The organism is Planctomycetaceae bacterium (assembly GCA_041398785.1).
Classification (GTDB): Bacteria; Planctomycetota; Planctomycetia; order Planctomycetales; family Planctomycetaceae; genus JAWKUA01.
The window spans coordinates 116,055-134,843 of the sequence record JAWKUA010000005.1; the positions used below are offsets into that span (position 1 = coordinate 116,055).

The window sequence follows — 18,789 nt, forward strand, 5'->3', positions numbered from 1 at the left end:
CAGCCGGGCTGCCCCCGCCATCGTCGTGAACAAGGCTGCAGGTCCCGAACGTCGATCGGGGCTGCGTGACGGATGCATTCGACGACCGACATCCAAAGCCTCTCGCCGATTTGCGAGCGAAGCACACCATGGCGCCGCGGTCGGCTTCCTGCGGTGGGATTCAGCCGCCGATGGAATACATCGGGCGGACAGGCTGAATGAAGCGGGCCGTGTTGATTTCGTGGCCCTCCTTCTTTTCGGCGATGCAGCACAGCATTGCAGCGGCGATCTGACCGTTCGTTCCGCCGTTTCGCAGCAGGTCGCGGATGTCGGTTTCGTCCTGACTGAACAGGCAGTTACGAAGCTTGCCGTCGGCGGTCAGCCGGAACCGGTTGCAGCTTGAACAGAATGGCTGGCTTACCGATGCAATCATGCCGATCCGGCCCCGACCGTCGGCGAATTCGAAATCGACAGCCGGAGCATTCGGGTTCGTTGAGGGCACCGGCGTGAGTGCTCCGAATTCCGCTTCCAGAACGGCGATAATTTCGTGAGCGAACAGGACTTTGTCGCGTTGCCACTGGCTGTCGGCGTCGAGTGGCATGAATTCAATGAAGCGGACCTGAGTGTCGGTTTCGCGAGCCAGTTCGCCAAACGGAATGATCTGGCTTTCCGTCATGCCCCGGACGGAAACCGCGTTGAGTTTGATCGGGCTGAAACCGGCATCGCGAGCCGCCTGGATTCCGGCGATGACCGCGTTGTAGCTGTTGCGGCGAGTGATCTGTTGGAAGACCTGCGGGTCGAGCGCGTCCAGGCTGATGTTCAGGCGAGCCAGGCCGGCGTCGCGAAGCTGCTGAGCCTGTTCGGACAGCAGCACTCCGTTCGTCGTTAGTCCGACGTCGACAATGCCGGGAACCGCGACCAGTTTCGAAATCAGTTTGGGCAGCCCGCGACGGACCAGCGGCTCGCCTCCCGTCAGCCGCACCCGGTCAATGCCGACTGTCGTTCCGATGAGGACGACGCGTTCGATTTCCTCAAACGACAACAGTTCCGCGCGCGGCATGAATTCGGCGTTGTCCGCCGGCATGCAGTAGAAGCAGCGAATGTTACAGCGATCCGTCACGCTGACTCGCAGGTTGTTGTGAACCCGGCCGAACGAATCGATCAGTGTCAGCGGATTCGCCGTCGTGTTCACATTCGATGGTTCAGGGCTCATCAAAGTTCCTTTGCCGCAGGCTGCGATATCGTGTCGGCGCCGGGATGAATCCACTCAGTTCGTCCGCCGGCGTAGACTTCCTTCTTCCAGATCGGCACGCGTTGTTTCAGTGTGTCCATGATCCACTGTCCTGCTTCGAACGCTTCGCGGCGATGGGCGGAACTGACCGCCACGGCAACGGCGATGTCTCCCAGGTCCAGCGGCCCGGTGCGGTGAACGATCGAAGCGGCGACCAGCGGCCACGTCCGCGATGCTTCGTCCGCCAACTGTCGCAGAGCGACCATAGCCATGTCGCCGTACGCTTCATATTCCAGAGACGAAGTCTGCACGTCGCCGGTGAATTCCCGAACGGTGCCCAGAAATAGCACCACGGCCCCCGCACGGTGGTCTCGCACCGATGCCGTGACTGCGGCAACGTCGATTTCTGATGTCGTGATCTGAATCATGGCGTTGCGGCGGCGGGGAACTGAAAATCCACATTTGTGAGTGTTGCCCAATGGCGGCAGTCGGCAACAATCCCGCTCGATTCTCGCGAAATTGTCCGGGGCATCCAATGCACGGCGACGTTCCCAGCGCGGGAATGTTTCATTTCTCTGACGCCAAGACCGGAAACGTCATGCGCAACCCACGGCATTCTATCCGCCAGCGAGGTTTTACTCTGATCGAATTGCTGGTGGTGATCGCAATTATCGCGATTCTCATCGCGCTGCTGCTGCCGGCCATCCAGAACGCTCGCGAGGCTGCTCGCAGAACGCAGTGCCGAAACAATCTGAAACAGATCGGACTGGCTGTTCACAACTACGTTGATATTGCGACCGTGCTGCCGCCCAGCGCCTGTGTCGATACGGACGTGACCAGCACCGGCAACAACGGGTCATGGGGAGTTCACGGCCGAATTCTGCCGTTTTTGGATCAAAGCAATCTGTACAACGCGGTTGACCTGACGCAGGCCTGGGATTTTCAGCAGGCCATTGACGGACTCAAGATCCCCGCGTACTCCTGTCCCAGCGACCCGAAAAGTGATCAGGCCCGCAACGCCGGTGCCGGTCGTCCGATCCTGTACCCGACCACATACGGCTTCAACTTCGGCACCTGGTTTGTCTTCGATCCGCAGACCGGCCGCGGCGGCGACGGAGCGTTTTTTCCGAACTCGCGAATCAGCATGGCCCACTTTGTGGACGGAACCAGCAACACTCTGCTTGCCGCCGAAGTCAAAGCCTGGACGGCCTACCGTCGCAACGGCGGGCCTCCGTCCGTGAACGTGCCGGTGTCGCTGGCCGAAGCCGAAGCCGCTGTTGCCAGTGGTGCGGAATTCAAAGACACGGGCCACACCGAATGGCCGGACGGGCGAGTCCACCATCAGGGAATCACCACGACTCTGGTCCCCAACGCAACGCTGAACTGTTCGACCGGCTCATCTACGGTCGACTGCGACTACAACTCCTGGCAGGAAGGCAAGAACGGACGCAACGGCAGCCCCAGCTACGCGATCATCACATCGCGCAGCTATCACACCGGAAGCGTGATCGCCGCCATGGTCGACGGTTCCGTTCGGTCGGTGTCGGACAACATCGATGCAGCGGTGTGGCGAAGCCTGGGAACTCGCGCCGGTGGTGAAGTCACCGGCGAGTTTTAGACGCGTTCGGCAGATGAGAACCTTCGGTCAGCGGCTGGGTTAGATGTATCCACCGCTTGACCTCGGCGAGCGGTTGATGAGTTCTTGCCGGGCAGGTTTCGTTGGGACGGCGAGACTTCCGGCGAGCCGCTGCCATGTTGGGCGTTCGTTGGCACACGCGTATCGGCAGGAGCTTCGCCGTACCGGTCCCGGGAGCAACTCTTCCGCCGGTGCTCTTATCGCATTTGTTCGGCGATCAGAAACGCGATTTCCATTGCCTGTTCGTAGTTCAGTCGCGGGTCCACCTGGCTGCGGTAGTCGCGGTGCAGGTCGGATTCCGTCAGGTTGGCCGGACCGCCGACGCATTCGGTGACATCTTCTCCGGTCAGTTCCAGATGAATGCCGCTCAGACGTGTTCCGCATTCGTTGTGAATTCGGAAGGCGGTGATCAGTTCGGACGTGATGTCGTCGAAGGAACGCGTCTTCAGGCCGGTGCGAGTTGACTGAGTATTGCCGTGCATCGGATCGCAGCTCCACAGCACATTCGAGCCGGCTTTCTTCAGGGCCGAAGCCAGCAGCGGCAGCCGCGACGCAATCTTTTCCGCGCCGAATCGGTGGATCAGCGTCAGGCGGCCGGGGATATTTTCGGGATTCAGCACGCGGACAAGATCAACCAGTTCGTCGCCGGCGATGGTATTGCCGACCTTGACCGCGATGGGGTTGCGGATGCCGCGAAAGTATTCGACGTGAGCTCCGTCGATCGCGCGCGTGCGGTCGCCGATCCACGGCAGATGAGTGCTCAGGTTGTACCAGCCTCGCTGCCGCTGGTCGGTGCGAGTCAGCGCCTGTTCAAACAAAAGATGCAGCCCTTCGTGGGATGTGAAGAAGTCCACTCGCGTCAGTTGTTCCAGCTCGCCGGACGACACGGCTTCCATGAACCGGATCGAATCGCTCAGCGCGTCCAGCAACTGCTGATACTTGCGCGATCCCGGCGTGTTGCGGACGAATTCCAGATCCCAGTTTTCCGGATGATGCAGGTCGGCGAATCCTCCTTCACTGAGAGCCCGGATGTAGTTGATCGTCAGCGCGGCTCGTTCGTACGCGCGAAGCATGAGTTCGGGGTTGGGCCGCCGTTCGTCTTCGGTAAAGCCGCTGCGGTTGACGATATCGCCGCGGTAGCTGGGCAGTTCGACGCCATCGCGAGTCTCCGTGTTGGCGGACCGCGGCTTCGCATACTGTCCGGCAATGCGGCCGATGCGAACGATTTTCTGCTTCGACCCGCAGATCAGCACCAGGCTCATCTGAATCAGGACTTTCAGCTTCCGCAGAATGACGGTGGCGTTGCAGTCATCAAAGCTTTCCGAACAGTCGCCGCCCTGCAGCACGAACGCCTTTCCCGCGGCGGCGTCGCCAAGCTGACGGCGCAGGCGGTCAACTTCCCACGCCGTAACCAGCGGAGGAAGCTTCGCCAGAGTCTGCAGCACCGCCACGACTGCTGACTCGTCGCTGTAGACGGGCTGCTGCTGAGCCAGCTTTGATTGCCATGAATCGGGAGTCCACACGTCTTTCATGGGCGGGATTGTTTCGACCTGCGGCTCGGTTGTCACTTGAACGGAGTGGATTTGTGAATGTTCGACGGCATTGCCTCAATCGTCGTCATTTCTTCGGATCTGCCGGGGAATCGGTGTGTCGGAATGCTGATGCCCGGAGGGCCGGCACAGCCTCTGCCGGAGTCAGCCGGTTCCGGTAGCCGGCAACCTCGCGCCTGCAGGTCTGACGGGCCGACACATTGACGTTGCGAGGTTGCGCGACGCTGTGTCGGTCCGCCGGGCCTGAAACGCATTTGGAAAAACAACTCCAGTTCGAGAATGAACCATTTTTCGCACTCGTCTCTCGTCATCGTGTTTTCGTACTCGACGTCGCGAATCCGAGGACGAGGTACGACGACGGCGTCAAGTAATTGGGAGGGCGAGTAATGGGAGGGCGAGGCTCCTGCCGAGCCGCGTGCGCCAGAAGACGTCCAATTCGGCAGCGGCTCGGCAGGAGCCTCGCCCTCCCAAACGACAGGCTGACCAACTTGAAGACCGATTTCCGCCCGCTTTGTTTACGGCAGGAATCCGCGTTCTCGAAGTTCCTGAACGTTGCCGGGAGCACTCATGCGAACGCGTTCGGCGGCGTATTTCAGCAGGGCGAATCCGGCCATGCCGGACGGTGCCGACAGAATCGCGGTATGCTCTTCTTCTTCCGCATCCAACTGTTGGTTCAGACGTTCGACGGCTTCGTCCAGCGTGTCGGTGACGATCTTGTCTGGCCCGTGCCGGTTGCTGAGCTTCAGGTTGGAGAACGCGGCCGTGCGAGTCATCAGGAATTCGACGAATCCGAAATCGTCGTTGTCTTCAAAGAAGTCGCGAAACTCCGGCCGCATGCTGTCGGGTGTAATGATCTTCGGCCGAGTGATGGTGACCTGGCCGCGGCGGATGGCAACGGTATCGTCGTCGTGTGTGGCGGGAGTGACCAGAAAATACGGCAGGTCCGAGTCGCCGAACGTGAACAGCGAAAAGTGAACCGGCCGTTCGATCCGAACGGCCTTCCACAATCTTTGAAATCGCTGTTCCGGTCCGAAATCGTCAAACATCAGTCGGCTTCAATTCCCAAACTCGCGAAACGTCATGCGAACGCCTCCGCCGACAGGTGACCGACGGCCTGGATTCGTTCCAGCAGTCTCGCCGACGGGCAACTTTTGTCAACGATTGTTTCAAAACCAGGTCGCACGGTAGCCAACGATCAGCGATGGCGATATCAACCGCTCATGACAAAAATCGCACGACAATCCACGGGAATCGACCGGCTGGACGCCGCACTGGGAGGCGGGCTGATTCCCGGAACGCTGACGGTTGTCATGGGTGCCACCGGAATCGGAAAGACGCAGCTTGGCATCAGCTACGCTCACGCCGGAACCGCCCAGGAAGGCGAACCGGGGATTATTTTTGATCTGACAACGCGCGGCGATTCTCAGAACCAGCACGAATACGCGTTGAACATGCGGGACTGGAAACTTCGCCAGCGACAGCTTGTCGATCGCATTGATCCGGCCATTGTGTGGGACGCGGCGGACATACGTTCGGACTATCTGCACGTGTTCCACCGCGGCGGACGGCGAGTCACCATCGGCGACATGCAGCCGGAGGAATGGCAGGAATTCAAAGCCGACCTGATGAGGCGGCTCGATCAGACCATCGCGTTTTTCTACGGGAACTTCGTCCACGGCGTGCGGCGCTGTGTGATTGATGGTGTCGAACCGACCGACCGCGACGCGGACTCGTTTCAGTTCCACCTGTTCGACTACATCTATCACCAGGTGCTGCGCAAGGAACACGACTGGCTGGCTCGCGATCTGTTCCGCGTCCACTATCGTTCGCAGCAGGACGCCGTGCAGAAGCACGCGTATGATCATCGCGAAACCTGCGGAATGCTGCTTTACACCAGCCACGAAGTCATGCTGGACGGCCTGATTTCTCGACCGCTGCAGTCCGGCGACGTGCTGTCCAACGCCAACACCGTCATCCTGATGGGGAAGACTCGCGACGGAAACCGCATGGGCCGAGCTTTGTATATCGCCAAACATCGCGGCAGTGCCTGTGAAGAGACCATTCTGCCATACACGATTTCCGATCGCGGAATTCAGTTGCAATGACAAGTGCAGCGCGGTTCGGCGAGCAGCGCAACCTCAGTCCGCTTTCACGCGGCACGTCGCAGCCGCGATGTTTCCGTGAGCGGCGCTAGCCATCCACATCTCAGATTTCAAATCCCCGAATCCTGAATCCCGAACCCCGTGACCGAGCCTGAAGAATCATCCGCCCTGCACAATAGTCGCTTCATGAAGGCTGTGCGCCGTGAACCGGTCGACACAACACCCGTCTGGATCATGCGGCAGGCGGGGCGATACCTGCCGGAATACATGGCGGTGCGCAATAAGGTGACGTTCATGGAGTTGTGCAAGACTCCGGAACTGGCCTGCGAAGTCACGGTGACCGCTCGCAATGTCCTGGGCGTCGACGCCGCGATTCTGTTCGCGGACCTGCTGCCGATTCTGCAGCCGATGGGAATCGATCTGGAATATGTCAGGGGTGAAGGTCCGGTCATCCATAATCCTCTGCGCGAACCCGGCTGCGTCGACCGGCTGACAGTCCTGGATTCCGTCGAGCCGCTGGATTATGTATTTCAGGCCGTGAAGATGATCCGATCTGCGCTGCCGCACGACATTCCACTGCTGGGATTTGCCGGAGCACCGTTTACTCTGGCTTCGTACTGCATCGAAGGCGGCGGTTCGAAGAATTACGTGTACACCAAGTCGCTGATGTATAACGATGAAGGGGCATGGAATGTGCTCATGAATCGGCTGGTGGATTCCGTGAGCATTTACCTGAAGGAGCAGATTCGAAGTGGATGTCAGGCGGTTCAGGTATTTGACAGTTGGGCCGGCTGCCTTTCTCCGTCGGACTATCGACGGTACGTGCTGCCGTATACAAAACGTCTGATCGGATCGGTCATCAATGATGCTCCGGTGATCAATTTTCTGACCGGCAATCCAGCGCTGCTGCCGCTGCAGAAGGAAGCCGGCGGAACAGTGATGGGAATCGACTGGCGGACGGAACTGCGTGACGCCTGGGAAACTGTCGGACATGAATTTGCCATTCAGGGCAACATGGATCCTGTGGCCATTTATGCGAATCTGAAGATGATGAAACAGAAGGCGCGAGATGTCCTGAATTCCGCAGATGGAAGACCGGGACATATTTTTAATCTCGGACACGGTGTGATGCCGGACATGAACCCGGACCACGTGAAGGCGCTGGTAGATTTCGTCCACGAAGCCGGGGCAGCACGGTGACGCATCGCGCCGGCAAGACGCCTTCAGGCGGGCAGTTCCGCGTGGCAATCATCGGCGGAGGAATCACCGGACTGTCGGCGGCTCAACGGCTTGTTTCGGCGTCACCGCAGGTTCAGGTGACGCTGCTGGAAGCGTCGTCTCGCCTGGGTGGCATCATTCGCACGGAGGAAGCGGACGGTTTTCTGATGGAACTGGGCCCGGATTCGTTCATCACCAACAAGCCCGGTGCCATTCGTCTGTGCGAGGACATCGGATACGAAGACCGGCTGATCCCGACGGACGCCGCGTTTCGAAAATCGCTGGTGCTGCACCGCGGCCGGCCTCAGCCCGTGCCGGACGGGTTTATGCTGATGGCCCCCGCGAATCCGTGGGCCGTTGTGACGACACCAATTCTGTCGCTGCGCGGCAAAGCACGGTTGCTCGCCGAACGCTTCATTCCCCGCCGAACGACGGACGACGACGAAAGCCTGGCTGACTTCGTCCGTCGCCGATTCGGCCGCGAAGCGCTGGACCGACTGGTCCAGCCGCTGGTCGGAGGAATCTACACGTCGGACCCCGAACGGCTCAGCCTGAAAGCCACGCTGCCTCGGTTTGTTGAAATGGAACAGCAGTACGGCAGCATCATCAAAGCCACGCTGGCCCAGGAAAGGCAGCGGCACCGAAACGGCGCCGGTGGCGCCTTTGAAGAAGAAACCTCCGGCAGCGGAGCTCGCTACGGACTGTTCGCCGCTCCGCGAAACGGGCTGGGCGACATGGTGCAGGAAATCGAAGCCGGCCTGCGCGACAGCGGCAGGACCTGCATCCGGCTGCGGGCGTCGGTAAAGTCTGTGCAATCAGCCGCATGCGACGCCGACTGCACGCGGTGGAGAATTTTGTTTGAAGGCAGCGACCACGGGGAAGACTTTGATGCCGTCGTCATCGGCCTGGCCGCGTATCAGGCGGCTAACTTGCTGCAAGGTGACGGGCTGGTCGAGTTGAAGTCGGAACTGAACGCGATTCCGTACGCGTCGAGCGCCATCATCGTCAGCGGTCACCGGCTGGCCGACTTCGCTCATCCGCTGGACGCATTCGGTCTGGTGGTTCCCGCGATCGAAAACCGCGAAATCCTGGCCGTGTCATTCACCAGCCGCAAATTCCCCGGTCGTGCTCCCGATGGTCACGTTCTGCTCCGAACATTCGTCGGAGGAGCCATGCAGCCGGAACTGCTTCAGCGCGACGATGACGAACTGGTCGCCACCGTCAACCGCGAATTGCGGGAACTGCTGGGGATGAACGCAGAGCCGCTTTTCAGCGAAGTCGTGCGGTACGAAGACGCGATGCCGCAATATCACGTCGGGCACATTGACCGAGTGAAGCGGATCGAAAACGCGATCGGTAAGCAGCCCGGCCTGGCCGTCGCGGGCAGCGCGTATCACGGAGTCGGCATACCTGACAGCATCGCCAGCGGCCGCGACGCGGCGGATCGAGTCCTGGCCGTCGCGAAGTGAGCCGCGGAGTTCAGGACATCATGGTCGGCCGCAATCACCGTTCTTCCGCCGGAAGCGAACAGACTTCCGAGGCATCGGGCGAATTCAACACACTGCGGCTGAATGCCGGATGCCCGGAATCGCCCCCGGCGATGATCCATGCCAGCAGATCAAGCACTTCGTCGCGAGTCAGCGTGTCCAGCAGCCCTTCCGGCATGACGGAAATCATCGACTCACTGCGTTCGTCGATGTCGGCCTTCAGAATGTCGACAACATGTTTCGTCTGATCCAGCGGGCTGTGCGCGAGCCGGATGTGATCGTCGGTTTCTTCGACGACAATTCCGCCGTGCAGTCGCCCGTCGCCGGTGACGATGATCTGAGTCCGATACTTCGGTTCGATCTCATTCGACGGCTGCAGAATCGCCCGCAACAGATCCTTCGGTGAAATCGTTCCGGCAGCGAGTTTCTCGCCGACGATCGTGAGGTCCGGGCCAACGTCGCCGCCCTGACCCTTCATCCGGTGGCACTGCAGGCAGGAAAGTTCTTTGAACAGCGAATTCCCGCGAACGAACACGCGGCCTTCGTTCAGGTTGGCGAGTGCCGGTTCGAGTTCCTCCAGCTTCCACTTGCGAACGAACTGCCGCTGAGGCATCTCGCCGGCCTCAACTTCGCCTGCCGGGTTCGACTGATCGAACGGGATGTCGCTGACGTCGGCCACCACGTGCAGCGTTCCCCACATCGTTCGCCAGTGTCCGGGGAACGTGCACACGAACTGCAGATCGGCTGGTTCCGTCGGAGCCGTCAGTTGCAGCTTTTGACTCCCGCCCGGCTGCAGCATGTTCGTGCCGCGCAGAATTTTGTCGCTGTCGGGAATGAAATTTCTGGCGAACGCATCGGGCGACGCTCCCATTTGTTCGGCCAGCAGTCCGACTTCCGTCCGCGAATCGGGCTGTGTGACCACAAGGTTGTGCGGCATGATGTCCACGTTGTCCAGCACGATCTCAAACGGCCTGCCCGCCTGGACATACAGGTCGGTGCGGTCGTAAATCATGCGATGAGGCACCGGCCGCACGATGAACACGTCGACGGCCAGGTCGCTGATTCTGCGGCGCAGGTCGAGGGCTTCTTCCCGAGGCAGCGTGGTTGACAGATCGCGGGCAAGCTGGATCGCGTCCAGGACGTCTCCCGCAGTGCGATCCGTCGGCGGAACGGATTCGATCCATTTGATGAGTTCGTCGATGACCGGACGAGTTTCATTCGGCGGCAGTTCCCTGCGGTTCAGCTTCTGAGCGGCCCGGACGGCGATGTCGCGGAAGTCCGGCTGAACCATCAGCGGCTTCAGCGAACGGAAGGATTCGACGTCGTGGTTCGGGATCGAAGCGAGAGCAACGGCTGCGGAACGTCGAATGGACTCAGCCGAATCGCCGGACGCGGAAGTCAGCAGCGGCTGGATTCGATCGTACAGCGATTCTCGAACGCCGGCGTTTTGAATCAGCGGGACAGCTTCCAGCAACGCGTTGAGCTTCACCGCGTTTGACTTTGCATCGTCCCACAACTGATCGGCGGAACCATCGGCGGCGACCAAAGCGACCGTTGCCACTTTTCGAGTGATGCCGCGATTGGCGGATTCGGACAGCGATGCAATCTGATCTCGTTTGGGTTTCAGATCAGTGGGTTTCGTCATGCCGATCATGTGAGTCATGTCGGCGATGACTCGATCGGCCTGTTCCAATTCAGATTCGTCCAGTCGCCGGATTGCGGACAGAGTTTCGGTGACCGGATCGGTGCCCCGCAGTTGGGCCAGGCCGTTGATCGCTTCCATGCGGTAACTGTGAACGATGCCGTCTCGCGTCAGCAATTCGGTGTAAACCGGTTCGCTGCGTTTCATGCCCAACAGATCGGACGTGGGAACCCGGCTGACGATGTATTCGATGCCTTTTGGGTTGCCGACCGCGAACGGCTGCCCGGTACCCAGCGCCGGCATCCAGTACGGTTCGAGTCGGCGGATCGTGTGCCGCAACGTGTAGTCGATGTAGTAGTCGGTGGGATGTTTGAGAGCTTCGAGAGCGATCTCGGCAGCTTCCGGCGTTTCGAAGAAGCTACACGCTCGAATGGCTTCAAGACGGACTCGCGGGTGCTTGTCATTCACAGCGCTGCGAAGCAATCCCAATCCAGTCAGGCCCTCCGGCATGTTTGGTGGATGAGATCCTTCCCGCGAATGCCGTTCAAATCTCGTGGGAAAGACCGCTCTTGCGGGCTCCTCGTCCAATTGGGCCGCTGCAATGAGTTCATCGATGGCATGCCACCAGTGTCCGCATATCCGCGTTGCAGCAGCTCTGACGTGATAGTCGTCAGAAGTTATGCACAGCAATAGGTACCAGTTTGCCATACTGCGCAGTATCGGGTTCGACGAAGAAACGGTGTCGTGATGTTGCAAAACCCACAGTGCTTCCAAGATGTTGTGATCGTGACGCGGGCGCTCCTTAACGCTTCGTTCCAACCATCGCTCGAGCGCGATTGCTACCTCAAGTGTGTCGAATTTCCGCAACTTCAGCCTCGCCCGATAGCGAGTCCGATATTCCGGTTCGGCCAGCAACTCCACCAGACCTTCAATATCGTTATCTGCAACATCCGGCGGCGTTAAGAGATCCCTTCCCTTCGCCGTGATTCGCCAGATGCGGCCGTGAGTTTTGTCTCGGTTGGGATCTCGCAGACTGTGCTGCATGTGGCCGATCAGCGGGTTGAACCAGTCGACCACGTACAACGCTCCGTCGCCGCCGAATTCCAGGTCCACCGGGCGGAAGTTGCGGTCGGTTGAGTACAGCAGCGGTTCAATCTCCTTCCCTTCAAAACCGCTGCCGACTTCCTTCACCGTGTGCTGCAGAATTCCCTGAAAGCCAATGACATTGTTCAGCAGAAAATTGCCCTGCGCTTCCGGAGGGAAGTGGCGGCTGCTGACGAATTCGCAGCCGGATGTCGGCCGGACTCGCTTGGGAAACCACTGCTGTATTTGTTCCTGATACGCGAAACGAAACGGCCCGAAATCGTCCTGTCCGGTGTACTGCGGAGCCCGAGTGCTGAGCGGCGTGGCGAAATAGTTTTCGCCGCCGGACGCATCCGCGACGAACATGTTGCCCCATTCATCAAACGCCGAGCCCCACGGATTTGCGAAGTTGTAATGAATGAAGGTCTCAAACTTTTCGCGAGTTGGATCGAAACGATAGACGCCTCCAAATGCGTTTCGCACAGGTCCATACGGCGTTTCCACGGAGGTCACATGAAACGTGCCCTCGTGCATGTAGAGACCTCCGCCGGGTCCCCACGTGAACGCTCCGATGGCGTGGTGCGAGTCGGCGGAATCGAAACCATGCAGCACGATTCGGCGTTCGTCGCCGACCAGGTCGCCGTTTGTGTCACGAATATGAATCAGGTTCGGTTCCTGAGCGACATAGGCTCCTCCGTCGCCGAGTTCAAAACCGGTCGGCAGGTGCAGCCCGTCGGCGAAGACGGTTTGCTTGTCGGCTCTGCCGTCGCCGTCGGTGTCTTCCAGAACAAGAATCTTGTCGTCGGGTTTGTTCGGCGGCAGGTACTGAGGATACGACGGCATCGTCGCGACCCAGCAGCGGCCCTTCAGATCGAACGTCATTTGCACCGGGTTCTTCAGATCGGGGAATTCAACTTCGCTGGCGAACAGATTGACGTCGTATCCGTCGGCCAGAACGAATTTCTGTTTCGCTTCTTCGGGCGGCAGAATTCGCACGGGCTGGTGGAAATTGGTCGGCACGTCGTACAGCGGCCGAGTCGCACTGTCATCAATTTCGGCGGGAACCGTTTCGCCGCGAGCGACCGCCCAGATCCGCTGATCTCGCAGCGATACCATTTCATCGAGTTTGGCTCGTTCGTTTTCGACGACATACGAATCCGTGAACGGCGGGTTGCCGTGGTCAAGCTGAGACCGACCGCCGTAGATGTAGTAGCCGTTGACGGCTCGGTAGCGGTGGAAGAAGTGGAAGTTTTTTTCGAGAACCTCTGCGCGAAGGGGTACGAAGGACTGGGAGTAGCTTGCCATGTTTAACCGCGACCCCTGGGGAGCGCGTCGCTCTGGCGGCAGCTGATTGGTTGCGGCTTGCTTGTTTTCTGCGGGCTTGCGGTCTTGTTGTGCTGTTCCAGGTGCGTCCCCGCTGCCGTCGGAAGTCGGTGAGCCAAGCGCTCGCCAGGGCTCGCGGTTAAACAGTTGATGCATCAGCACCGGAGCCAGCGTCTTGTAACCGTCTTCGGAAAGATGCACGCTGTTGAGCGTCAGGTTTTCGTCGTGCTGGATGTACAAATCGAGCGTCGGGCCCATGAGGTCGACGAACGGCACGCCGTGCCTGTCGGCGATTCCCTGCATGGCTTGCGTGTAAAGTTGCAGGTTGACGTTTGTCGCGGAGGCGTCCGGCAGGTGAGGATTCCCGGTGTCTTCAGCCGCGATGGGAGACACCAGCACCAGCCGGGGAACTGATTCACCGTTGTATTTCTGTTCCAGCGTATGAGTGACGAACGCATCAAGCTCGGCTTCGAATGTAGGCAGTCCTTCCGGCCCGCTGAACGATTCATTGAAGCCGAAGAACGCCAGAACGACGTCGGCCTGCTGCATTGTCAGGTGCTGGTCGGGAGTTCCAAATCCCTTCGATCGCGGGCGAAAGCGAACTTCGTCGCCGGAATATCCCAGATTCCGCACGACCAGATTGTGACCTGGAAACTTCGCATGCAGCAGCGTTTCGAAGTAGCCGAAATGCTGCATCCGTTCGGCCAGCGTATTGCCGATCACGCAGACGCGATCGCCGGGTTGCAGCGTCAGAGGTTCGTTGGCCTGAACAGACACCGAAAGAAGCAGCATCGCGGCAACGGCCGGCAAGACAGCGACCATCTGTCGTGGGAAGACGTGTGTCACTAGAGACTTCCGAAAAAATGATCCATCGGATGCCGCCGCGTTCGCGAATGCCACAGTTGCCGGCTGACGAAGCTGTGGACACCGATGAAGCAAGCGTACGCGGTCCGACAGCGTCACTCAAGGAAGTTCGATCTGCCCGTCCGTGGCCTTGCCGCATACACTGCCGGCGGACGCGAGCTCCTGGCAGGCTCTCACCGCGATTTTTCTGGCGTACGCCGAAAAATCTCCCTCTCCCGCTTCTCGGCCGAGGGGATAATGCGTGACGCTCGCGGAGAAGATGAACGTTGTTGTGGTTAACCCGTGGTCGCCAGTCCGGGACGCGTACCGGACGACGATACGAAAGATGGAAACTCGGATGCTTCGTTCACCGGTCAGACACCTGCCTTCACTGTTGCTGGCGGTCTGCGTTGGCGCGACGCTGACTGTTCCGGCGCGCGGTCAGTCGCCGGAAGGTCTGCCGCTGATACCTCAGGAGTTCGCGATTCAGGAACCCATGCCGGTGTCGGAACCCGTGCCGCTGTCGGACGAAGCGACGGACTTCATTCGCGGGCTGATTCTGTTGATCGCGCCGCGACAATTCGAAGACGACGACGACTGGGGTCGGCAGAAGCGAGTGCAGTCGGGACTGAATGTCGGCCTGGACGGGTTCCGTCTGGACACAAGCCGCCGCTGGAAGAACGTCAATCACGGCACATGGCAGCGAGCGGTCGTGTCGCTGGTCGACCCGGAGCAGAACCTGAAACTGCAGGTCGTCGTGCTGCCTCCGGACGATGACGGAGTCCGCAGTTTTCGAGTCACCGCGTCGACTCGCGTGCAGGTCGCCGGTCGCCGGCAGGAATGGAACCGCGGCGTGCGCCTTTACAGCATCAGCGGACGGGCGCTGGCCGATCTGTCCATCGATGCTGTGTTCGATGTGACGAATGAAGTCGTGACGCGCGACTCCGGTATCGCCTTAAGTTTCGTGCCGCAAGTTCGTTCCGCGTCGCTGCGACTGGACGGTTTTCGTCTGCAAAGCGTTAGTCACCTGAAGGGACCGGCCATCCGCGAGTTCGGCCGGGCGATTGAATCGCTGCTGGACCGTCGAATTCAAAAAGAAGGCCCGAAACTTGCCTCGCGAATCAACGCCAAAGTGCAGAAGAAACCCGAGCGGTTTGAGATCCCCATCGGCCAACTGTCGATCTTCGGATCGGAAACCGCCAAGCCGGACGAAACGCCGGAAGGACCGCCAGAGGACACGCCGGTTTCGAACAGCCCGGTGAATCCCGAAGTGCTGATCATCCCGCCGGCGGAATAACAGACGCCGCGGACACGATGTTTCATGTCGTGGACCGCACCGGCACTGGCGCGTACGATCTTGTCGCTGTGGTTGTTCCTGCGTTCGTGTCGTTGAGTGACGCTGATTGCCGATTGAGGTGCCGGGTGTCGTCGTCCAGCAACAGATTCTCTCAACCTGATGACGACGAACAGGTTGCGCTGCCGGAGGAACATGACGAATCCGCGGAGGAAGCAGATTCGAAAGTTCGCAGGATGCAGAAGCTGGCCAACATCCGGGCCGCCATCGACGCGGGCCTGTTTGATTCTGACGAGGTTCTGGAAGAGGCCATGCGGCGGCTGGTGAAGCGGATTCAGTCGGGCGCCGAAGGTGAGTGAATTCCAGGTGCCCTGGCCAACGTGTTTTGATGCACGACACCGGCTGTGCCAGTGCGTCTGCGCTAAGGCGAGCGGCAGCTGAGCTGTTACCTGCCCGCAAGCCGCACGGCGCTAGCCGCGGTTGTGTACGCTGAGAACCGGGGCTAGCGCCCTGCGGCTGGCGGGTCGATTCTCATCGGCCGCACGCCTAAGGAAACCACTGGCGCTGCCGGCGCCACGCCACGCATCAACTCACTGCTGACAAGGCATTCGCTGACGAAGAGACGTCGCCCTGACCGGGCCGCATCTGCTATGTTCCTCCGCGAGCAATGCGATCGGACTTCCGAATGGCCCGATCCGTCGTCTGACCGGAGCCGGCGACCGGATGTCGCCGCGAAAGATCAACAGCATGGATGCTCGAAAACTTCGATACCTGGCCGAATACGGTGTGTTCTGCTGCCTGGTTTTCTGTCTGCGCTGCCTGCCGGTCGCGACGGCCGGGCGAGTCGCGGATTCGGTGGCATGGTTCGTTCGACTGCTGCCCCGCAGACTCACGCGATTCCAGGTGGCCGCTGACAACATTCGCACGGCGTTTGGCGAAGACACGCCGGACGCCGAAGTTGACCGCATCGTGCTGGGAATGTGGCAACACCTGTTCCGGATGGTGTGTGAAATTATTCAGTTGCAGCGTCGATTTCGCCTGGACCGCTGCGGCAGTTATCTGGATTTTTATCAGCGGAACGAATGTGTGCAGGCGGCACTCAGCGGGCGACCGGTGCTGTTTCTGGGAGGCCACTTCGGCAACTGGGAGATTTCCGTCAACACGTTCGGCCACTTTGGTTTTCCGATGGGCGTCGTCGCGCGCGACCTGGACAACCCGTACCTGCATCGCTGGTTTCTGAAGTTTCGGGAATCCAGCGGCAACTGGATGATCTCCAAGAGCGGCGCGGGAAATGAGCTTGTGGAGGTGATGGAAGCCGGCGGCATGGCGGCCTTGCTGTGCGATCAGGACGCCGGGCGGCGGGGAGTCTTCGCCGATTTTTTCGGTAGACCGGCGTCGACGTTCAAGTCGATCGGACTGCTGGCTCTGCAGTACGACGCATTGATTGTCGTCGGTGGAGCGTACCGGCTGCCCGCCGATCAGCAGCGCAACACAAACTGGGTTCGGTTCAATCTGGCCACGCAGCAGATCATCGACAGCCGCGAATTTCGCGATGTGGAGTCTCTGACGCAGCAGTTCACGTCGGCACTGGAAGACCTGATCCGGAAGGCGCCGGAACAGTACTTCTGGGTTCATCGCCGCTGGAAAACAGCGTTGCCGGAAAAGCGAGCGGCAAAGCGTCGCCAGGCCGCGTGAAAACTGCCGCACGATGTTGCATTGACAGCGTACCGCCGCGATCACGCTGCCGCCGTGATCAGCGTGCCGTCGCGCGAAAGGTTTCGATCGTCAGCCGAATCGAATTCCCTGCGCCAGCGGCAGTTCGTTTCCGAAATTGATCGTGTTGGTGGCTCGGCGCATGTAGGCCTTCCAACTGTCGGAACCGGATTCGCGGCCGCCGCCGGTGTCTTTTTCGCCGCCGAAGGCTCCGCCGATTTCTGCTCCGCTGGGACCGAGATTGACGTTGGCGATGCCGCAGTCGCTGCCGGCGGCCGAACAGAAACGTTCCGCTTCCTTCAGGTCACTGGTGAAGATCGACGACGACAGTCCCTGGCTCACGCAGTTCTGCATCGCGATCGCGTCGTCGAAATTCGAATACCGCACGACGTACAGAATCGGCGCGAAGGTTTCCTGGAACATGATGTCGGCGTGTTGCGGCATCTCGACGATCGCCGGAGTCACATAGCAGCCGCCCGCCGGAACATTGCGCGTCACGTATTCTCCGCCGAACACGGTTCCGCCCTGATCGCGCGCGGCCTGCAGTGCGGCCATCATTTTTTCACCGGCGGCCGAGTCGATCAGCGGGCCGACAAGAGTGCCGTCGTGCAGCGGGTTTCCGATCGGCAGTGACGAATACGCGCCGCGAAGTTTCGCCAGCAGCCCGTCCGCGATTTGGCTGTGAACGATCAGCCGTCGCAGAGTCGTGCAGCGCTGTCCGCAGGTTCCGGCAGCGGCGAACACGATGCCTCGCAACGCCAGTTCCGGATCCGCTGACGGCGTGACGATGCACGCGTTGTTGCCTCCCAGTTCCAGCAGACTTCGTCCCAGTCGGCGCGCGACAGTTTGAGCAACCTCGCGCCCCATCGGCACACTTCCGGTCGCGGAAATCAGCGGCATGCGAACATCCGCCGCCAGAGCCTGTCCGACGTCTCGTCCGCCGATCACGACTGAGAACAATCCCGGCGGCACATCGGTGACATCAGCAGCGGCGCTCATCAGCAGGCTGTGGCAGGCCAGCCCACACAACGGCGTCTTTTCGGACGGCTTCCACACCACGGAATCACCGCACACCAGTGCCAGCGCCGCGTTCCAGGCCCACACCGCGACGGGAAAATTGAACGCCGAAATCACGCCGACCGGGCCGAGCGGGTGCCATTGTTCCATCATGCGGTGAGCCGGCCGTTCTGTGGCAATTGTCAGACCGTGAAGCTGCCGGCTGAGTCCAGCGGCGAACTCGCAGATGTCGATCATTTCCTGCACTTCGCCGAGTGCTTCCTGGACGATCTTGCCGGCTTCCCAGGTCACGACGGCTGCCAGATCCGCCTTGTGTTGACGCAGGATTTCTCCGAAGCGCCGAACCAGGTGGCCTCGCACGGGAGCCGGAACGCTGCGCCAATTCAGAAAGGCGTCGGCCGCCGCGGCGATGGCAGTGGCCGTGTCGGCAGGGCGTGCCAGAGCGAACCTGGCAAGTTCGGAACCGTCGATCGGCGAAGTCGCCACGCATTCTTCACCGTTGCATCGAATCCGGTCACCGCCGACTGCGACCGCAGTGACTTCGGTGACTCCCAGTCGGTTCAGAATTTCGCTGATCGGATGCATCGCGTCTGCAGCGTCCCACGACAAAGACGAATGCCGCGAGATCTCGCCGATGTGCAAGGTCGCAGACTTCAACTCTCAACTCTCAA

At 60.2% G+C, this 18,789-nt stretch carries 13 protein-coding genes; 7 read left to right on the plus strand and 6 right to left on the minus strand.

What is annotated here, in order from left to right; translation table 11 throughout:
* Nucleotides 1–160: 160 nt before the first annotated feature.
* Both moaA and R3C19_07525 read right to left on the minus strand, forming a co-directional pair.
* The gene (moaA, locus tag R3C19_07520) at nucleotides 161–1,192 is read right to left on the minus strand and encodes a GTP 3',8-cyclase MoaA (protein ID MEZ6060192.1); all 1,032 of its coding nucleotides are present in this window, start codon (nucleotides 1,190–1,192) and stop codon (nucleotides 161–163) included.
* Nucleotides 1,192–1,638 carry a molybdenum cofactor biosynthesis protein MoaE gene (locus tag R3C19_07525; protein MEZ6060193.1) on the minus strand — a complete coding sequence of 149 codons (447 nt, stop codon included), beginning with the start codon at nucleotides 1,636–1,638 and terminating at the stop codon, nucleotides 1,192–1,194. The genes moaA and R3C19_07525 overlap by 1 nt, the downstream gene beginning before the upstream one ends.
* A gap of 170 nt (nucleotides 1,639–1,808) precedes the next feature.
* Between R3C19_07525 and R3C19_07530 the strand changes: the two genes are divergently transcribed.
* Nucleotides 1,809–2,828 (plus strand): DUF1559 domain-containing protein, encoded by a 1,020-nt coding sequence (locus R3C19_07530; GenBank protein MEZ6060194.1) that lies wholly within the window; start codon nucleotides 1,809–1,811, stop codon nucleotides 2,826–2,828.
* 215 nt (nucleotides 2,829–3,043) lie between these two features.
* Here R3C19_07530 and R3C19_07535 read toward each other — a convergent pair whose 3' ends face one another.
* On the minus strand, nucleotides 3,044–4,378 hold the full coding sequence (locus R3C19_07535) for a 3-deoxy-7-phosphoheptulonate synthase class II (protein MEZ6060195.1): 1,335 nt from the start codon (nucleotides 4,376–4,378) through the stop codon (nucleotides 3,044–3,046).
* A 533-nt stretch (nucleotides 4,379–4,911) separates the two neighbouring features.
* Nucleotides 4,912–5,442 (minus strand): hypothetical protein, encoded by a 531-nt coding sequence (locus tag R3C19_07540; protein ID MEZ6060196.1) that lies wholly within the window; start codon nucleotides 5,440–5,442, stop codon nucleotides 4,912–4,914.
* 174 nt (nucleotides 5,443–5,616) lie between these two features.
* Between R3C19_07540 and R3C19_07545 the strand changes: the two genes are divergently transcribed.
* The 3 genes from R3C19_07545 (at nucleotide 5,617) to hemG (ending at nucleotide 9,185) form a co-directional block, all read left to right on the plus strand.
* A complete protein-coding gene (locus tag R3C19_07545; GenBank protein ID MEZ6060197.1) occupies nucleotides 5,617–6,501 on the plus strand; it encodes an ATPase domain-containing protein in 885 nt (294 codons plus the stop codon).
* A gap of 138 nt (nucleotides 6,502–6,639) precedes the next feature.
* Nucleotides 6,640–7,698, plus strand: coding sequence for a uroporphyrinogen decarboxylase (gene hemE, locus R3C19_07550; GenBank protein MEZ6060198.1), 1,059 nt, complete (start codon nucleotides 6,640–6,642; stop codon nucleotides 7,696–7,698).
* Nucleotides 7,695–9,185: a protoporphyrinogen oxidase gene (gene hemG, locus R3C19_07555; GenBank protein ID MEZ6060199.1), complete on the plus strand. Its 1,491-nt coding sequence runs from the start codon at nucleotides 7,695–7,697 to the stop codon at nucleotides 9,183–9,185. The genes hemE and hemG overlap by 4 nt, the downstream gene beginning before the upstream one ends.
* A 34-nt stretch (nucleotides 9,186–9,219) precedes the next feature.
* Here hemG and R3C19_07560 read toward each other — a convergent pair whose 3' ends face one another.
* Nucleotides 9,220–14,097, minus strand: coding sequence for a GDSL-type esterase/lipase family protein (locus R3C19_07560; protein ID MEZ6060200.1), 4,878 nt, complete (start codon nucleotides 14,095–14,097; stop codon nucleotides 9,220–9,222).
* A 355-nt stretch (nucleotides 14,098–14,452) separates the two neighbouring features.
* Between R3C19_07560 and R3C19_07565 the strand changes: the two genes are divergently transcribed.
* From R3C19_07565 to R3C19_07575, 3 genes are all read left to right on the plus strand, one after another.
* Entirely contained in the window at nucleotides 14,453–15,391 is a 939-nt protein-coding gene (locus R3C19_07565) for a hypothetical protein (GenBank protein ID MEZ6060201.1), read from the plus strand.
* Between the two features lie 125 nt (nucleotides 15,392–15,516).
* The gene (locus R3C19_07570) at nucleotides 15,517–15,747 is read left to right on the plus strand and encodes a hypothetical protein (protein ID MEZ6060202.1); all 231 of its coding nucleotides are present in this window, start codon (nucleotides 15,517–15,519) and stop codon (nucleotides 15,745–15,747) included.
* Nucleotides 15,748–16,111: 364 nt separating this feature from the next.
* A complete protein-coding gene (locus tag R3C19_07575) occupies nucleotides 16,112–17,083 on the plus strand; it encodes a lysophospholipid acyltransferase family protein (GenBank protein ID MEZ6060203.1) in 972 nt (323 codons plus the stop codon).
* Between the two features lie 90 nt (nucleotides 17,084–17,173).
* On the opposite strand, the gene R3C19_07580 is transcribed toward R3C19_07575, so the two are convergent.
* The gene (locus R3C19_07580) at nucleotides 17,174–18,775 is read right to left on the minus strand and encodes an aldehyde dehydrogenase family protein (GenBank protein ID MEZ6060204.1); all 1,602 of its coding nucleotides are present in this window, start codon (nucleotides 18,773–18,775) and stop codon (nucleotides 17,174–17,176) included.
* Between the last annotated feature and the right edge of the window lie 14 nt (nucleotides 18,776–18,789).